The sequence below is a fragment of the Bacillus sp. S2(2019) genome (assembly GCF_005144805.1).
GTDB classification, from domain to species: Bacteria; Bacillota; Bacilli; order Bacillales; family Bacillaceae; genus Bacillus; species Bacillus altitudinis.
On record NZ_SWFL01000003.1, the window covers coordinates 471,583 to 488,118 of the forward strand.

The window sequence follows — 16,536 nt, forward strand, 5'->3', positions numbered from 1 at the left end:
AAATTTTATTTTACTCTGTGAAATGATAAAATAGTAAAGTGAATAAAATGTTCATTGAAAACTAAACATGTGTAGAAGGGAGAACGTATGGCAAATAGTAAACAGCATAAAAAGGAATCAGTGCCTCATTTTATTTTGAGAATTTTTCTGATTCTAGTAGGAGCTGCATGTGCAGCAGTCAGCATTGAATTATTTTTAGTGCCAAACAATATTATTGATGGAGGCATCATCGGTATTTCGCTTATTTTGGATTATCTTTTTACGGATAACCCATTCATTAATTTTGCTACGATTGTTGTCATTTTAAATATTCCATTTATGATATCAGGATACAAACATATTGGGAAAACCTTCTTGATTTCCACTGTGATTGGGATTGTCAGCTTGGCCGTGATTGAATCTTCACTCCATCATGTAGAAGCATTTACGACGCAGCCGATTTTAGCTACTGTATTTGGAGGGCTGTTACTCGGGTTTGGCGTTGGGCTTGTGATACGGAATGGAGGCTCAATGGACGGAACGGAAATCTTAGGAATTCTTCTGACGAAAAAAATTCCTTTCTCCGTCGGTGAGTTTGTCATGATCGTCAATGTGTTCATTTTTATTTGGGCAGGCTTTGTCTTCGGACCGGAGCAGGCTATGTATTCTGTCATGACATATTATTTGGCAATGAAAACAATTGATGCTGTCATTCAAGGACTAGATGAAACAAAAGCTGTCATTATCGTTTCGGATTATTATGATGAAATTTCAGATGCGATCCTTCATCGTCTCGGCAGGGGAACCACCAAGCTTAGAGGAAAAGGCGGTTATACTGATGAAGAAAAAGATGTCATTTACGCCGTCGTGACAAGACTTGAAATTACGAAACTGAAATCTATCGTGTTTGAAATTGATGGTCAAGCCTTTATTACGATTATGGATACGCATGAAACAAAAGGCGGTAAATTCAAAACAGCCATTCATTAGCTTTTATTTTACTTTTTTATCTTTCTTTTATATAATGAAATGTATGTATGGACAAAGAAAATGGCTTTTGCCATTTTCTTTTTGTTGTATAAATCGTAATCATTCTTTTTATATTGGATTAAAGGTGGAAAGATTTATGGCAAAGCCAATTATTGAAATGAAGGACATTTCGTATTCATATGGACAGCGAAATGTCATCGATCACATTCATTTAACGGTAGAGGAAGGAAACTTTCTAGCACTTGTTGGACCGAATGGATCTGGTAAAACAACCTTATTAAAATGCCTGCTTGGCTTGATTAAACCCCAGCAGGGAGAATTGAAGCTGTTTGGCACACCTGCTCAAAAATTTAAAGACTGGGATCAAATTGGATTTGTTTCTCAAAAGGCAAATAGCTTTAATACAGGGTTTCCTGCTTCTGTATACGAGGTCGTGGCAAGTGGTTTAACGGCGAAGATTGGTTTATTCAAACGCATGAGTAAGCAGGATAAGCTTCAAGTAGATGAGGCCATCCGCTCAGTTGGCATACAGGACTTAAAACACCAAAACATTGGTGAGCTTTCAGGCGGTCAGCAGCAGCGTACATTTATTGCCCGTGCACTCGTCAGTCAGCCGAAGCTGCTTATTTTAGATGAGCCGACTGTGGGTGTAGACCAAAGAACAGTAGAAGGCTTTTATCAGCTGTTAGAAACATTGAACAAAGAAAAAGGAATGTCTTTAATTCTCGTTACACATGATGTAGGAACCGTTTCTGACAAAGTCACGCATGTGGCTTGTTTAAATCAGACACTTCATTTTCATGGAGATGCGGAAACGTTTGATTCGATGGATGATCAGGCGCTTTCTCAGTTTTACGGGCATGACATTCAAGTGATTCATCACGATCATCACCATCATGGGGGACATGAATAATGCTATTTCCATTTTTTCATTATGAATTTTTACAAAATGCGTTTATCGCAGGGATGCTGATCGGCTTTATTGCGCCCTTACTTGGTGTATTTATTGTCGTGAGAAGGCTCTCTCTCATCGCAGATGCGCTTAGTCACGTATCACTTGCTGGGATAGCGGCAAGTTTATTCCTTGATAAAAAGTTTGGACTTTTGACAGGGGTTAGCCCGCTTTACTTAGGAATGGCTTTTTCTGTGGCTGGCTCGTTGTTTATTGAACGTCTGCGCTCTGTGTATAAACATTATCAGGAGCTGGCGATTCCCATTATTTTATCAGGTGGTATTGGGATCTCTGTTATTTTCATTTCACTTGCAAATGGTTTTAATACAGATTTGTTCAGTTATTTGTTCGGAAGTGTCAGTGCGGTTTCAAGACTCGATCTTTGGATTATTGTTGGAATCTCACTTGTCGTTGTATTAGTGGTTGTGCTCTTGTATAAAGAATTGTTTTTGCTTTCTTTTGATGAAGAACATGCGAAGGCTTCTGGTATTTCAGCGAAGTGGATTCATTTTATTTTTATTTTAGTTGTTGCACTTGTCATCGCAGCATCGATGCGTATTGTCGGTACACTCCTAGTGTCGGCACTCATGACACTGCCTGTTGCGGCAAGTATTCGGATTGCCAAAGGGTTTAAACAGGCGATTTTCCTTTCCATCTTATTTGGGGAATTGTCTGTCATGGTCGGCTTGATTTTAAGTTATTATCTTGATTTAGCGCCGGGTGGAACCATTGTGATGCTGTCTATCTTGATTTTAATCGGGTGTATTAGTATTGGGAAATTCAGAAGGGGGAATCATCATGAACGTACAAGAAGCGCTTGATTTATTAAAGGAAAAAGGCTATAAATATACAAGCAAACGTGAAGATATGCTTCAATTGTTTTCTGATTCTGATAAATACTTGACCGCTAAAAATGTATTAACAGCTTTAAGTGAAGATTACCCAGGGCTTAGTTTTGATACGATTTATCGAAACCTGTCTTTATATGAAGATCTTGGGATATTAGAGACAACGGAATTATCAGGGGAGAAACTGTTTCGTTTTAAATGTTCGTTTTCCCATCATCATCACCACTTTATTTGTTTGACATGCGGTAAAACAAAGGAAATCGACGCTTGCCCTATGGACAAGCTTGATGCTGATCTAGAGGATTATCACATTAGCGGACATAAATTTGAAATTTACGGAACGTGTCCTTCTTGCGAACCGAAGGAAGTTCATTCATGAAAGAAGCCAGCCGATGGGCTGGCTTTTTGTTTTGTCATGTTGAAAACGTTTTACAAAGGATAGCTGTTTCATTAAAATGAGAACAACAGATCATCTATAGAAGCAGATTTGAGTCTTTAGAAATAGGGGGAGGGGTCAAAAGTGGCGTATTATATCGTATTCGATGTAGGCGGGACAAAAACAAAGCATGGGGTCATGGATCGACATGGTGAGCTGATCACGAGCGGCGACTACGAAACAAACTGCCGGCAGCTTGAGCCGTTTTTAGAGGACATGGAGAACGTGGTGAAAGAGTATCAAAGGACTTGGGATATCAAAGGGATTGCGATGAGTCTTCCGGGGTTTGTTGACAGTCAAACGGGTTATACGGAATTTGCAGGAGCGATTATTGCTTTAAATGGCCAAAATGTCAAAACGCTTTTGGAAGAAAAAACATCACTTCGTGTAGAAGTAGAAAATGATGCGAACTGTGCAGCTCTGGCTGAAAAATTTAGTGGTCATGCGAAAGAGTGTGACAGCTTTATATGTATGACGCTTGGGACTGGTGTCGGCGGTGGTATTTTTGCTGGTGGCGAGCTTGTGCGCGGTGCCTCTTTTCGCGGCGGTGAATTTGGCATGATGCTGACAGAAACAGAAAATGGTCAGTTTACCACACTCAACAGCAGTGCTTCGACAGCTGGATTGATACGAAGTTACAAAGAGCAGCAGGGCATTCCACAAAGTCAGCAAATCGACGGTCAAGAAATCTTTGAAAAAGCCAAGCAAGATCCGGCCATTGAGAAGATGATCGATCAGTGGTACAAGCGAATCGCAATTGGCATTTACAATGTGGCAACAGTTCTCAATCCAGAGAAAATCCTCATTGGCGGGGGCGTGAGTGCAAGGCCCGATTTGATTCCAAACATTGAAAAACATTTACATACTTTGCATGCATGGAAAAACATACAGGTGACACTGGAAACGTGCTATTACTTCAATCAGGCAGGTATGATGGGTGCACTTTACCATTTTTTAATAAAAGAAGGACATCATCGTACAATCCAAAAGCCGATACATTAAAAACGTATCGGCTTTTAATCTGTTTTAGTAAGCAGTTTGCAGACGCTTTTCATACTGTTTGATCCATTGGGATGCTTCTTGCCAGTTATTAACCCGAATGATCCGTTCATCAATTGGCATTTGATTATACGGTGAGTTAAACAGAATCACTGGAATGTCAGCTTCTTTTGCAATCATTGTGGCATTGCCATGGTGATCTTCAAAAAACACATCGATCTTATGTTTTTGAACAGCTGCCACCTTATGATGTCCGCCAACAAGCTCGATGTCGTCATAATGGACATGATTCTCCTCAAACCATTTGTAGGTGATGTCTGAGTGATGCTGCCTTCTGGCTGTGATATAAATCAATTGATGATGATGTTTCATTTGATTGAGGATTTCTTTTGCACCCTCGGCAGGCTTTGCCTGTTTATAAATAAGAGGCTCATACTCATTCATCCAGCCCCAAAATTCTTCATTTGAAATCTTTAAAAGCTTCGTCAAATCATATTCCGTCATATCATCTAGTGTGATGTCACATTGAAACGACTCATTTAAGTAGGGGACAAAGGTGTCCTGCGCCGTGACTGTGCCATCGATATCAATTCCTAAACGTAACATGCCCACACTCCTCATATTTATCCTCTTAAAGTGTAACATAATCAATTCACATTTCCAGCAAGTTTTAGCAAACATGAAACAGACATTTTTGCTCATACTAAAAAAGCTCCTTTCTACTAACCAAAAGGGGGAATTGATCATGGAAAGAGACGAAGATTTCAGAAGAAATGATCGTGAAATCGACACACACTTTAGTAATGATGATGGCTATTTAGAGGAAACAGCTGCTGAAATTGCAGAGCCATATCAAGCATCGAGAGATCGTGAAGACAGAAGAGAACGTGACCATGTAGGTGACGATTCAGGCAGTAAGGGGATAGGCTATACAGCACTCGCGATCGCGATTATCTCACTATTTGTCTTGCCGGTGCTATTAGGCGTAGCGGCAATCGTCGTTGGTTATATTGCAAGAAGAAAAGGAGCACATGCGCTTGGCGCATGGTCAATCGGGATCGGAATCGTTTCCGTCATCCTCGGCATCTTTATCACCCCGTTCTTTTAACAGGACAGGAACAGAAAAACGCCTGACAGTGATGTCAGGCGTTCTTTGTTATGCGTTCGCTTGTTTTGCTTTTTCAGCTTCCATTTTCGCATAATGTTCTTCAGCGATTTTATCGATTTCTTTTTTCAGTTCTTCGACCATTGTTTCTTCTGGTACTTTCCGAACAATTTCACCTTTGCGGAATAAGAGGCCTTCACCTCTAGCACCAGCGATGCCGATATCAGCTTCACGCGCTTCACCCGGACCGTTTACAGCACATCCGAGAACAGCAACTTTAATTGGTGCTTTAATTTTAGAAATATATTCTTCGACTTCATTTGCAATGCTAATGAGGTCAATTTCAATTCGTCCACAAGTTGGACAAGAGATGAGTGTTGCTGCATTTGATGCAAGACCAAATGATTTTAATAATTCACGTGCCACTTTGACCTCTTCGACCGGGTCAGCACTTAATGAAATACGGAGTGTGTTACCAATCCCCATATTCAAGATTGCGCCAAGACCAGCTGCACTTTTGACAGTACCTGCAAATAACGTACCTGATTCTGTAATCCCAAGATGAAGAGGATAATCAAAGGCTTTTGCCGCTTTTTCGTATGCCTCAATCGCAAGGTTTACATCAGATGCTTTCATACTGACAATGATGTCATGAAAGTCTAGGTCTTCTAAAATTTTAATGTGATGCAGTGCACTTTCAACCATACCATCTGCTGTTGGATAGCCGTATTTATCAAGAATCTTTTTCTCGAGCGAACCGGCGTTTACCCCAATACGAATTGGAATGCCTTTTTCTTTTGCAGCTTTCACAACAGCTTCGACTTTTTCTCGTCTTCCGATGTTTCCTGGGTTGATACGAATTTTGTCTGCACCTGCTTCAATCGCTTTCAGTGCAAGCTTGTAGTCAAAATGAATGTCGACAACAAGGGGAATGTTGATTTGTTTTTTAATGTCCGCAATCGCATTTGCTGCACGCTCATCTGGGCATGCGACACGCACGATTTGACAGCCAGCTTCTTCTAAACGTTTAATTTCAGCTACTGTCGCTTCGACATCATGTGTTTTGGTTGTCGCCATACTTTGAATGACGACTTCATTGTTTCCACCTATAGTTAAAGGTCCCACTTTGACGGGACGCGTTTTTGTACGATGTGTGACTTCACTCACTTGTCAATCGCTCCTTAGTGTACATGCAATTCGTTTGCAGTGTACGACGTGTTTTACATCTCATATTGTAACAGTCTCTTCGTATGAATGACAAGGAATTAACGTTTTATCTCTTATAGACCGGAAACTTGTATGTGCTGCCTGCCCGAATTTCGTTCGCTTTGACGCCTTGATTCAGTGCTTCAAAGTCTTCGATCACTTCATCTAATGGCTTACTTGTATGTACGATAGAGACGACGGTTTGACCTTGTTTAACAGTGACAGTTTTATATGCCTGTTTATCAGCTGTTTGAAAGGCGCTGGCGGGAACAGCAGGGCCTTCCTGAACGGGGATCGTTCCATTTTTCAAATCAAAAAAGATAATAAAGAGGACAAACAAACTGACTAGTAAAAAAATAATTCGCCGCATTTTACTCACCGCTTTTAAGAGTTTACTTCAGTGTATGTTTGTCCCTGAGTTGATAGAACAAAAAGAGTGAAAAAGCTAGGAAGGGTGGTTCTAGTGAGTTCTAGTATGACTTGTAATCGGAAAAATCTTTGATAAGCCGAAGCGCTTTCTTTATTATGATAAAATAAAAAAAGGGGGAGAGTATATGAAGAAAATCAGTCAGAATATATATGTAAGAACACTAACAGAAAGTGATGCAGAAGCTCTATTAACACTTGAACGAGAGAATCGCACCTATTTTCAGCAATTTACACCTTTGGTTCAGGATGATTTTTTTACTGTACCTCGTCAAAAGGAACGGATTAACCGCGGTATGCAAAGGCGTGCAAAAGATGAAGCCTATATGCACGGTATTTTCTTAAATGAAACAGATGCATTAATTGGAACGATCTCACTCCATTCTGTTGAAAGAGGACCGATTCAAGGGGCATTGCTTGGATATGTGCTTGATGAAAGGCAAGGCGGGAAGGGGTATATGACAGAGGCGATTCGTTTGATTATCGATTATGCCTTTTATGAACTGTACCTTCACCGTATTGAGGCTGGCGTAAAACCATCTAACATTGGTTCCATTCGTGTGCTTGAGAAGACAGGGTTTGAAAATGAGGGACTTCATCGTAAAAAAGTAAAGATCAATGATAAGTGGGAGGATCACTATTTGTTTGCGATCATCCATCCAGATGAGTCATAGGGTCAAAACAAATAAAAAAGCTCCCCGAAATGAGGGAGCTTATTTTTTTGCAGGTATTTCTTTAACGACAAGATATAAGAAAATAAAGTTAATCACCCAATTTAATAAAAATGAGTTCGCAACTGGCGTGTTTAATGCACTCATGATGGCGAAAAAGACGGTTGTTAATGTGAGTGAATAGGCAGAGAGCTTCCAAAGCATTTGAAAGGACAGCTCTTTTTGCTGCATTCGTTTAATAAATGTACCAAGCATGGCTAGGAATGTTGCGCTGATGAACATGAGAGCAGCAGTAGATAGGTACAGCAGGACACAAATGACAGGGATAATGATCGCTTGATTCTGGTTTGTGACGCTGGCAAGTTCATCTTTTGTGAGTGTTCCGCCAAGCAGCTGGTATGGAATATCTGTCATTTGTCCGTCAATGGCAATCACTGCTTTTTCTTTCAATAACGCAATGGCTGTTTGTTTTGATTCAAGCTCACTTGATTTTATTTTTTCAGCGGGATCAAAAATAATCGTGATGCCGTTTTCTTCTTTTTCGATCGGCGTGCTTTGATCCGCTTGAAGCGTTCCTTTTTCAATGGAAAAGTCGGGTAAATCTTTTTTTATCACATGCTGAAATCCTGACATCGCATTTGAAATCTCTTTGCTCATATGATAGCCCTGGGGGACAGCTGCGATGATCGAAAGGATAAAGATGAATAAAATAGCCTTTCCAATCCCAGTAAAACGTGCTCTGGCAATATCTTTTGGTGAATAAATTCCTTTTAACAATAAACTAAATACGTTCAACCGATTCACTTCCTACATTCTTTTCTATTTCTCACATTGTATCAATGTCTATCCATCCAGTACAAGTACGGCCTTCATTGCTGGTTAAGATAGAAGGAATGAGGCATAATGTATACAGCATATAAAAAGGAGGCGGCTGCGGATTGGACGTGCTGTATTGGATTTTGATCGGCTGTGCATTTATCATTGCGTTTGTGGGACTTGTCTATCCAATCATTCCTAGTGTGGTTTTCATGGTTCTTGGGTTTATTTTATATGGGCTCTTTTTTAGCTTTGAGAAATTGACGCTCACCTTTTGGCTCATTCAAGCCATGTTTACAGCTGTGTTATTTGCCGCGGATTATGTCTCCAATCTGATTGGGGTGAAACGCTTTGGCGGCAGCCGGGCGGCCATTTGGGGAAGTACCATTGGGCTTTTAGCCGGTCCTTTTGTGATTCCGATTGCTGGAATTATCATTGGTCCATTTATCGGCAGTGTCATCGCAGAGCTGCTCGTTCATCAAAAAGATCTGAAGACAAGTGTGAAAGTTGGGCTTGGCTCATTAATTGGTTTTGTGTCAGGCGTATTTGCAAAAGGGTTGATTCAAGCACTGATGCTGGGAATCTTTTTGTTTTATGTGCTTCGCTAAATGGAAAATCGGTGTTTAACACTCTTTCTGAAGGGTTAAATACAAAATAAACACTGAAATGTTTCAGATCATGAGCAATAACGTTGAAACAAGCCGTTTCTTTTGATACTCTTTGATTAGGGTGAATTGCTTGCTTACTAAGGAAGCATTTCAGTACATACATTTCTAAGGAGGAATTTAACCATGGCTTTTAAACTTCCAGAATTACCATATGCTTACGATGCATTAGAACCACATATCGACAAGGAAACAATGACGATTCACCACACAAAACACCATAACACTTATGTAACAAACTTAAACAAAGCAATCGAAGGTGTATCAGCTCTTGAAGATCAATCAATTGAAGAGCTAGTGGCTAACTTGAACTCTGTGCCTGAAAACATTCGTACAGCTGTACGTAACAATGGCGGAGGACATGCGAACCACTCATTATTCTGGACGCTTCTTTCACCAAACGGTGGCGGCGCACCAACTGGTGAACTTGCAGATGCGATCGAAAAAGAATTAGGCGGATTTGAAAAATTCAAATCTGATTTCGCTGCAGCAGCTGCAGGACGCTTTGGTTCTGGTTGGGCATGGCTTGTTGTGAACAATGGCAAACTTGAAATCACAAGCACACCAAACCAAGATTCTCCTTTAACTGAAGGAAAGACACCAATCCTAGGACTAGACGTTTGGGAGCATGCTTACTACCTAAACTACCAAAACCGTCGTCCTGATTACATTTCAGCATTCTGGAATGTTGTGAACTGGGATGAAGTGGCTCGCCTTTACAGCGAAGCTAAATAAATGATTTGATTTGAAAAGGCCTGCTTCTCTCTGAGAGCGGGTCTTTTTATATTTTCCCTCCTTTTTTTACATATCTGCCTTTTGATGAGACAGACTATTGTGTAGAAAAGGAGAATGAATGATATGAGCAGATTAAAGAAAATGTTCGGGGACATGGATGTCACAAGAGATTTATTGCTCCTCCTCACGATTGGCGGATTATACGCACTTGCGATTGCGCTTTCGAATACGTTTGTGAACGTGTATTTATGGAAACAGTCTGGGCGATTTACAGACCTTGCGATTTATAACTTGGCAATTGTTGTCCTTCAGCCCATTACCTTTTTATTTGCTGGACGGCTCGCTAAAAAAATAGATCGTGCATTTGTCCTTCGTTTCGGTGTCATCTTCTTAGCCGCTTTTTACTTAATTGTTCTCATGGCAGGAGAGCAAGCGGCAGCTCGGCTCGTGTTATTAGGCAGTGTGCTTGGAATCGGCTATGGTTTTTACTGGCTTGCCTTTAACGTGCTCACTTTTGAGATTACTGAACCTGAAACAAGGGATTTCTTTAATGGATTTTTAGGAGTGCTTACCTCTACAGCCGGTATGATCGGGCCGCTCATTGCAGGAATTGTGATTTCTCAATTAACGGATGATACAGGCTATACAGTGATTTTCACTTTATCGCTTTTTTTGTTTTCACTAGCGGTTGTGATGAGTTTTTTCCTCAAGAGGAGACAATCAAAAGGAAAATTTATCATTAAGCAAATTTGGAAAGAGCGCCATGCGGACGAGAATTGGCGTAAGATCACAACTGCTCACTTTTTTCAGGGGCTCCGTGAAGGCGTGTTTGTCTTTTTAATCAGTGTCTTTGTGTTTATTGCAACAAACAGTGAGCTTGCTTTAGGCACATTTGGTCTAGTCAATTCAGGTGTTGCCTTTTTTGCCTATTTTTTTGCTACTCGTTTGATTAAGAAAAAATGGCGCAAAAAAGCGATTATGTTTGGCGGGCTTATTTTATACGGCGCTTTATTTTTAATCGTCTTTCACTTGTCCTATGTATCACTGCTTATGTACGCTGTAGCCATTGCGATCGGCTACCCGCTTCTGCTTGTTCCGTATGTCTCTTTAACTTACGATGTCATCGGTCATGCCAGATATGCAAGAAAAGCCCGAATTGAATATATTGTCGTCAGAGAACTATTTTTAAATGCAGGGCGTATTTGTTCGATTGTCTTTTTTCTTTTATCTGTCACCTTACTGGGCGATCGGCTTGGGATTCCTGCTTCACTTGTCGTACTGGGAGCGGGGCACACCCTTATTTATTATTTTGTAAAGGACATTCATTTAAAAGAGAAAACAGCTGATATAGAAGAGGCTGACGGTCAAAAGCCCGTTTCTCAAACGAACCTTATGAAGGGAGAAAGGTAAAATTTCTTACCAATGGAACATCAAATTTCTAGATAAATGATAGAAAAACCGCTAAAATGATGATGGCACCTTTTATACACAAAAAGGGGTGCCATTTCTTTCTTGATAGAAAAGGTGATGTGATGAGAAACAAGAAAAACAAAAAAGACGCGAAGGAAGGGCGCAAAACACTTCCGATCCGGCTGAATTTATTATTTTTAGCTGCGTTCATTATTTTTACCGGTGTTGTGGTCAGACTCGGTTTTGTGCAAATTGTGAATGGAGAAGATTATAAAAAGCAGGCAGAAAAACAAGAAGACGTGAATGTCAGCTCATCTGCTCCGCGCGGAAAAATTTATGATCGAAACTATAACACGATTGTCAGCAATAAAGCGCTAAATGCCATTACATATACGAGAACCTCGACGACTTCACAAGAAGAGCGGCTCAAAGTGGCAACAAAATTAGCGGATATGATTCACGTAAGTACGAAGAAAATCACAGATCGTGATAAAAAAGATTTCTGGATCTTAACCCATCCGAATGAAGCGAAAAAGCTTGTTCAAAAGGAAGCCGATTTAAAGGGTGACGATAAGGTCTCTGATGATAAACTATACGAGCTCCAGCTGAAACGCATCACAGACAAAGAATTAAATCAACTGACGAAAAAAGATTTGCAAGTGCTTGCGATTAAAAGACAAATGGATGCAGGCTATGCACTTACGCCTCAATTCATTAAAAATGAAGATGTAAAACCAAGTGAAATTGCTTACGTCTCTGAGCATTTGGACGAGCTGCCAGGTGTAGATGTCACAACAGACTGGTCACGCAGCTATCCTTATAAAGGACTGCTCCGCAGTATGCTCGGCAGTGTGTCTTCAAGTGATGAAGGTCTTCCGTCGTCACTGCTTGAACATTATCTATCACTCGGCTACAGCCGAAATGATCGTGTAGGAAAAAGCTATCTTGAATATCAATATGAAGATGTCCTGCAAGGTCAAAAAGAAAAAGAACAAAGTACAACAGATAAAGAAGGCAATGTCACAAGCTCTAAAGTGTTAACAGAAGGAAAGAGCGGGAAAGACCTTGTGCTGACGATTGATATTCAGCTGCAAAAAGCGGTGGAAAAAATCATCGAAAAGAACTTGAAAAGTGCGAAGCAAAGAGGCGGAACAGAACTTCTTGATCGTGCGTTTGTTGTCATGATGGACCCGAGAAATGGGGAAGTGCTCTCGATTGCGGGTAAACAGATTACCAATAAGAATGGGTCATACAAATTTGATGACTATGCACTAGGAACGATGACATCATCATATGCGATGGGATCAGCAGTAAAAGGGGCAACTGTGCTCACAGGTTATAAAACAGGCGTCCTTCATATTGGAAGCACCCAATACGATGAACCGCTCTATATCGCTCAGTCACCGCCGAAAAAATCCTATCAAAATATGGGACTCATTAATGATTTAACCGCACTAGAGCGTTCATCAAACGTGTATATGTTTAAAACAGCGATTGCAATTGGGAAAGGGGAATATCGTAAGAATCAGCCGCTCCCAATTGATACAAAGGCGTTTGATACGTTCCGTTACAATTTTAGTAAATTTGGTCTTGGAGTAGAGACAGGTATTGACCTGCCAAACGAAGCAACTGGCTATCGTGGAACGTCTACACAATCCGGTCTGTTACTTGACTATGCGATTGGACAATATGACACGTTTACACCGCTGCAAATGGCGCAATACGTTTCAACGATTGCCAATGGCGGCTATCGTTTACGTCCTCAGCTCGTAAAAGAAGTGAGAGAGCCAGATCCGCAAAGAGGCATTGGGGCTGTAACGGAGTCCGTCAAGCCGGATGTACTGAATAAGCTCGATATGACAAGTGATGAGATCAAACGCGTACAGCAAGGATTCAAGCTTGTGATGCAGAACCCAAGAGGGACAGCATATTCGAACTTTGGCAACAAAAAATACAATCCAGCTGGCAAAACAGGGACCGCTCAATCATTCTATGACGGCCCGATTAAAAGCAAACGCGGCACACCAACATATAACACAACACTTGTTGCGTATGCGCCTGCTGATAATCCAGAAGTAGCGATTTCAGTTGTCGTGCCTTGGGTGTATCAAGATTACAACCAGCGCTATCCGATTACAAATGATATTGGTGAACAAGTATTAGACAAGTACTTTGAACTGAAATCGAAACAGGAAAGCAATGATACACAAGCGAAGAACAAAAACAAAATTGAAAATGAAGCAGAAACAAATAACTAGACCTATTCTAGGTAAAAACGCTCACTTTTTGTGGGCGTTTTTTTATATTTTCTTCAAACTTTTCGATATAAATTGACAAAAATCATAAAAAACCCCGCAATTTCTCTACAAATCTCCGACATTTACAAAACCTTAACATTCCATTTAAACGAAATTAATAAAGAACCTTTAATGTATTACTCGTAGGACAAATTATTCAGGGGGTATTCTTGAAATGAAAAAGAACAAATTATGGCTGCTTACTTTCCTTACTATCGCATTGTTAGCATTCGTCACAGCATGCGGAAACAGCAGCTCAAGCGGAGATTCAAAAGACAGTAAAGGAAATGCTTCAAACAAAGATGAGGCATCAGGTTCCATTACCATCTCAGGATCATCTGCGATGCAGCCTTTAGTTCTTGCGGCAGCAGAAAAATTCATGGATAAACATCCAAAAGCCGATATTCAAGTACAAGCCGGCGGTTCAGGAACAGGACTTTCTCAAGTATCAGAAGGATCTGTACAAATTGGGAACTCAGATGTATTCGCAGAAGAGAAAGACGGAATCGACGCAAAAGCTTTAAAAGACCACAAAGTAGCAGTTGTTGGAATGGCCGCAGCTGTTAACCCTGAAGTTGGTGTCAAAGACATCACAAAGGACGAATTGAAAAAAATCTTCACTGGTAAAATCAAAAACTGGAAAGAGCTTGGCGGGAAAGACCAAAAAATCACACTTGTGAACAGACCAGACTCATCAGGAACTCGTGCAACATTTGTGAAATATGCACTTGACGGCGCGACACCTGCAGAAGGAATCACAGAGGATTCTTCAAACACAGTGAAAAAGTTGATTGCAGAAACACCAGGTGCGATTGGGTATCTAGCATTCTCTTATTTAACAGATGACAAAATTACACCGCTTAGCATTGATGGTGTGAAACCAGAAGAAAGCAATGTAGAAAGCGGTAAATATACAATTTGGGCATACGAGCACTCTTATACAAAAGGTGAGCCAGACGGTTTAGCAAAACAATTTTTAGATTACTTGATGAGTGACGAAGTACAAAAAGAAATCGTGAAAGACCAAGGCTACATCTCAGTCTCTAATATGAAAGTAGAAAGAGACGCAACAGGCAAACAAACAGATAAGTAAAAGGTCTTGAATTGATGATGAAGGAAAAGTGGAGCTTTTCACTTTTCCTTTTATGACATTCATAGGAGTGTAGAAAAAGATGAAACAGATAGAACATACAGAAGCGAGCGATCGACTGATCAGCTCGAAAAAAAATAGGCAAATGGATGAAGTAAGAGGAAGTATTTTGGTGAAATTTTGCGCATTCTTAATGATTGCTGTATCAATTGCCATCACAATCTTCCTTGGCATTAAGGGTTTACAATCTTTCATCGTAAATGGTGTAAGCCCAATTGAGTTCTTAACCAGTATCAATTGGAACCCTACAGCAGAAAATCCGCAATACGGCGCATTTCCGTTTATCTTTGGTTCAATCGCTGTCACGCTTCTATCAGCACTTATAGCAGCACCGCTAGGCATCGCAGGAGCGATCTTTATGACAGAAATTGCACCTGCATGGGGACGGAAAATTCTCCAGCCAGTGATTGAACTGCTTGTAGGGATTCCATCCGTTGTTTACGGATTCATAGGTCTTACAGTATTGGTGCCGTTTATTGGACACTTCAAGTCAAGCGGTTCAGGGCACAGTGTTTTAGCAGGAACGATTGTCCTGTCTATTATGATTCTGCCAACTGTTACATCCATTGCAACTGACGCAATGGCTTCACTTCCAAAAAGTTTACGTGAGGGATCGTATGCATTAGGCGCAACAAGATGGCAAACGATCAGACGTGTTCTTGTACCGGCAGCGCTTCCGACATTAATGACAGCAGTCGTGCTTGGAATGGCAAGAGCATTTGGAGAAGCCCTTGCCGTTCAGATGGTCATTGGAAACACGCGTAATCTACCAGAAAGTATTATGGACACAGCTGGTACATTAACAACCATTATTACGTTAAACATGGGACATACAACGTATGGAAGTGTTGAAAACAATACACTTTGGTCAATGGGACTTGTCCTTCTAGTTGTATCATTTATGTTCATACTCATTATCAGATACTTGTCATCTAGGAGGAAGATTTAATGAATAGCAAAATGACCGATCGTTTTGCCACAATCGTTTTTGGATTATGTGCCGTCATTATTACGGCGATACTTGTTGGCTTGTTTTCTTATATCATCTTCAACGGTGCCAAAGAATTAAATTTTGACTTTTTGACTACCCGCTCAAGTGCGATTGGCTCTGGCGGCGGTATCAGGGATCAGCTGTTTAACTCGTTTTACATTCTATTTATTACGATGCTGTTTACTGTGCCTCTTGGCGTGGGCGGTGGGGTGTACATGGCAGAATATGCACCTCAAAACAAAGTGACTGATTTTATTCGTACATGTATTGAAGTGTTATCGTCTCTGCCATCGATCGTCATCGGTATGTTTGGTTTGCTGATGTTTGTTAATTTAACAGGATGGGGCTATACGATCATCGGAGGAGCCCTTGCGCTGACTGTCTTTAATCTGCCAGTGATGGTCAGGGTGACAGAAGATGCACTTCGATCTGTACCGAAGGATCAAAAGGAAGCATCGCTTGCGCTCGGTGTGACAAAGTGGCATACAGTGAAGACGGTTCTGATCCCAGGTGCGATTCCATCCATTATTACAGGAGCGATTTTAGCATCGGGAAGAGTTTTCGGTGAGGCGGCTGCTCTTCTTTTCACAGCAGGTCTTTCAACACCGCGTCTTGATTTTACAAACTGGAGTCCTTTCTCCGATACGTCACCACTGAATATTTTTAGACCGGCAGAAACATTAGCCGTTCATATATGGAACGTCAATACACAGGGGATTATTCCAGATGCAGAGGCCATTGCAAATGGTGCATCAGCCGTACTTGTGCTCTCTGTATTAGTATTCAACTTAGCAGCTAGATGGCTTGGTTCATTTATTCATAAGAAGCTTACGTCAAAATAAATAGTGAGAGGTGTGAAG

18 protein-coding genes are annotated in these 16,536 nt (G+C 40.8%); 14 read left to right on the top strand and 4 right to left on the bottom strand.

Annotated elements, in window-relative coordinates:
- Positions 1 to 87 precede the first annotated feature (87 nt).
- The 5 genes from FBF75_RS12585 (at position 88) to FBF75_RS12605 (ending at position 4,207) form a co-directional block, all read left to right on the top strand.
- A complete protein-coding gene (locus FBF75_RS12585) occupies positions 88 to 969 on the top strand; it encodes a YitT family protein (RefSeq protein WP_007501276.1) in 882 nt (293 codons plus the stop codon).
- Between the two features lie 136 nt (positions 970 to 1,105).
- Positions 1,106 to 1,882: a metal ABC transporter ATP-binding protein gene (locus tag FBF75_RS12590; protein ID WP_008342368.1), complete on the top strand. Its 777-nt coding sequence runs from the start codon at positions 1,106 to 1,108 to the stop codon at positions 1,880 to 1,882.
- Complete coding sequence (locus FBF75_RS12595; RefSeq protein WP_007501274.1) at positions 1,882 to 2,742, top strand: metal ABC transporter permease; 861 nt, start codon at positions 1,882 to 1,884, stop codon at positions 2,740 to 2,742. The genes FBF75_RS12590 and FBF75_RS12595 overlap by 1 nt, the downstream gene beginning before the upstream one ends.
- A complete protein-coding gene (gene zur / locus FBF75_RS12600; RefSeq protein ID WP_003217433.1) occupies positions 2,720 to 3,148 on the top strand; it encodes a zinc uptake transcriptional repressor Zur in 429 nt (142 codons plus the stop codon). Before FBF75_RS12595 ends, zur begins: the two co-directional genes overlap by 23 nt.
- A 141-nt stretch (positions 3,149 to 3,289) precedes the next feature.
- Positions 3,290 to 4,207: an ROK family protein gene (locus FBF75_RS12605; RefSeq protein ID WP_136944808.1), complete on the top strand. Its 918-nt coding sequence runs from the start codon at positions 3,290 to 3,292 to the stop codon at positions 4,205 to 4,207.
- Between the two features lie 24 nt (positions 4,208 to 4,231).
- Here FBF75_RS12605 and FBF75_RS12610 read toward each other — a convergent pair whose 3' ends face one another.
- On the bottom strand, positions 4,232 to 4,810 hold the full coding sequence (locus tag FBF75_RS12610) for a 5' nucleotidase, NT5C type (RefSeq protein WP_025207634.1): 579 nt from the start codon (positions 4,808 to 4,810) through the stop codon (positions 4,232 to 4,234).
- Positions 4,811 to 4,949: 139 nt separating this feature from the next.
- On the opposite strand from FBF75_RS12610, the gene FBF75_RS12615 reads away from it, so the two are divergent.
- Positions 4,950 to 5,312: a DUF308 domain-containing protein gene (locus FBF75_RS12615; RefSeq protein WP_008342359.1), complete on the top strand. Its 363-nt coding sequence runs from the start codon at positions 4,950 to 4,952 to the stop codon at positions 5,310 to 5,312.
- Positions 5,313 to 5,360: 48 nt separating this feature from the next.
- Here the strand turns inward: FBF75_RS12615 and ispG are convergent, their stop codons facing one another.
- Together ispG and FBF75_RS12625 are read right to left on the bottom strand one after the other, a co-directional pair.
- Positions 5,361 to 6,476, bottom strand: coding sequence for a flavodoxin-dependent (E)-4-hydroxy-3-methylbut-2-enyl-diphosphate synthase (ispG, locus tag FBF75_RS12620; protein WP_008342357.1), 1,116 nt, complete (start codon positions 6,474 to 6,476; stop codon positions 5,361 to 5,363).
- A 106-nt stretch (positions 6,477 to 6,582) separates the two neighbouring features.
- Positions 6,583 to 6,885: a hypothetical protein gene (locus FBF75_RS12625; RefSeq protein WP_052320616.1), complete on the bottom strand. Its 303-nt coding sequence runs from the start codon at positions 6,883 to 6,885 to the stop codon at positions 6,583 to 6,585.
- Between the two features lie 184 nt (positions 6,886 to 7,069).
- Between FBF75_RS12625 and FBF75_RS12630 the strand changes: the two genes are divergently transcribed.
- On the top strand, positions 7,070 to 7,615 hold the full coding sequence (locus tag FBF75_RS12630) for a GNAT family N-acetyltransferase (protein ID WP_076822210.1): 546 nt from the start codon (positions 7,070 to 7,072) through the stop codon (positions 7,613 to 7,615).
- A 39-nt stretch (positions 7,616 to 7,654) separates the two neighbouring features.
- On the opposite strand, the gene FBF75_RS12635 is transcribed toward FBF75_RS12630, so the two are convergent.
- Positions 7,655 to 8,407, bottom strand: coding sequence for a DUF1189 domain-containing protein (locus FBF75_RS12635; RefSeq protein ID WP_035390831.1), 753 nt, complete (start codon positions 8,405 to 8,407; stop codon positions 7,655 to 7,657).
- A gap of 143 nt (positions 8,408 to 8,550) precedes the next feature.
- Here FBF75_RS12635 and FBF75_RS12640 point away from each other — a divergent pair, with 143 nt between their 5' ends.
- The 7 genes from FBF75_RS12640 (at position 8,551) to pstA (ending at position 16,518) form a co-directional block, all read left to right on the top strand.
- Complete coding sequence (locus FBF75_RS12640) at positions 8,551 to 9,036, top strand: DUF456 domain-containing protein (RefSeq protein ID WP_007501265.1); 486 nt, start codon at positions 8,551 to 8,553, stop codon at positions 9,034 to 9,036.
- A gap of 183 nt (positions 9,037 to 9,219) precedes the next feature.
- On the top strand, positions 9,220 to 9,828 hold the full coding sequence (gene sodA, locus FBF75_RS12645) for a superoxide dismutase SodA (RefSeq protein ID WP_007501264.1): 609 nt from the start codon (positions 9,220 to 9,222) through the stop codon (positions 9,826 to 9,828).
- Between the two features lie 123 nt (positions 9,829 to 9,951).
- Positions 9,952 to 11,238 (top strand): MFS transporter, encoded by a 1,287-nt coding sequence (locus FBF75_RS12650; protein ID WP_008342348.1) that lies wholly within the window; start codon positions 9,952 to 9,954, stop codon positions 11,236 to 11,238.
- Between the two features lie 122 nt (positions 11,239 to 11,360).
- Positions 11,361 to 13,496: a peptidoglycan D,D-transpeptidase FtsI family protein gene (locus tag FBF75_RS12655; protein ID WP_039964027.1), complete on the top strand. Its 2,136-nt coding sequence runs from the start codon at positions 11,361 to 11,363 to the stop codon at positions 13,494 to 13,496.
- A gap of 214 nt (positions 13,497 to 13,710) precedes the next feature.
- The gene (locus FBF75_RS12660) at positions 13,711 to 14,628 is read left to right on the top strand and encodes a phosphate ABC transporter substrate-binding protein (protein ID WP_007501261.1); all 918 of its coding nucleotides are present in this window, start codon (positions 13,711 to 13,713) and stop codon (positions 14,626 to 14,628) included.
- 79 nt (positions 14,629 to 14,707) lie between these two features.
- Positions 14,708 to 15,634: a phosphate ABC transporter permease subunit PstC gene (pstC, locus tag FBF75_RS12665; protein WP_017357999.1), complete on the top strand. Its 927-nt coding sequence runs from the start codon at positions 14,708 to 14,710 to the stop codon at positions 15,632 to 15,634.
- Positions 15,634 to 16,518, top strand: coding sequence for a phosphate ABC transporter permease PstA (gene pstA / locus FBF75_RS12670; RefSeq protein WP_035390827.1), 885 nt, complete (start codon positions 15,634 to 15,636; stop codon positions 16,516 to 16,518). Before pstC ends, pstA begins: the two co-directional genes overlap by 1 nt.
- Positions 16,519 to 16,536 lie beyond the last annotated feature (18 nt).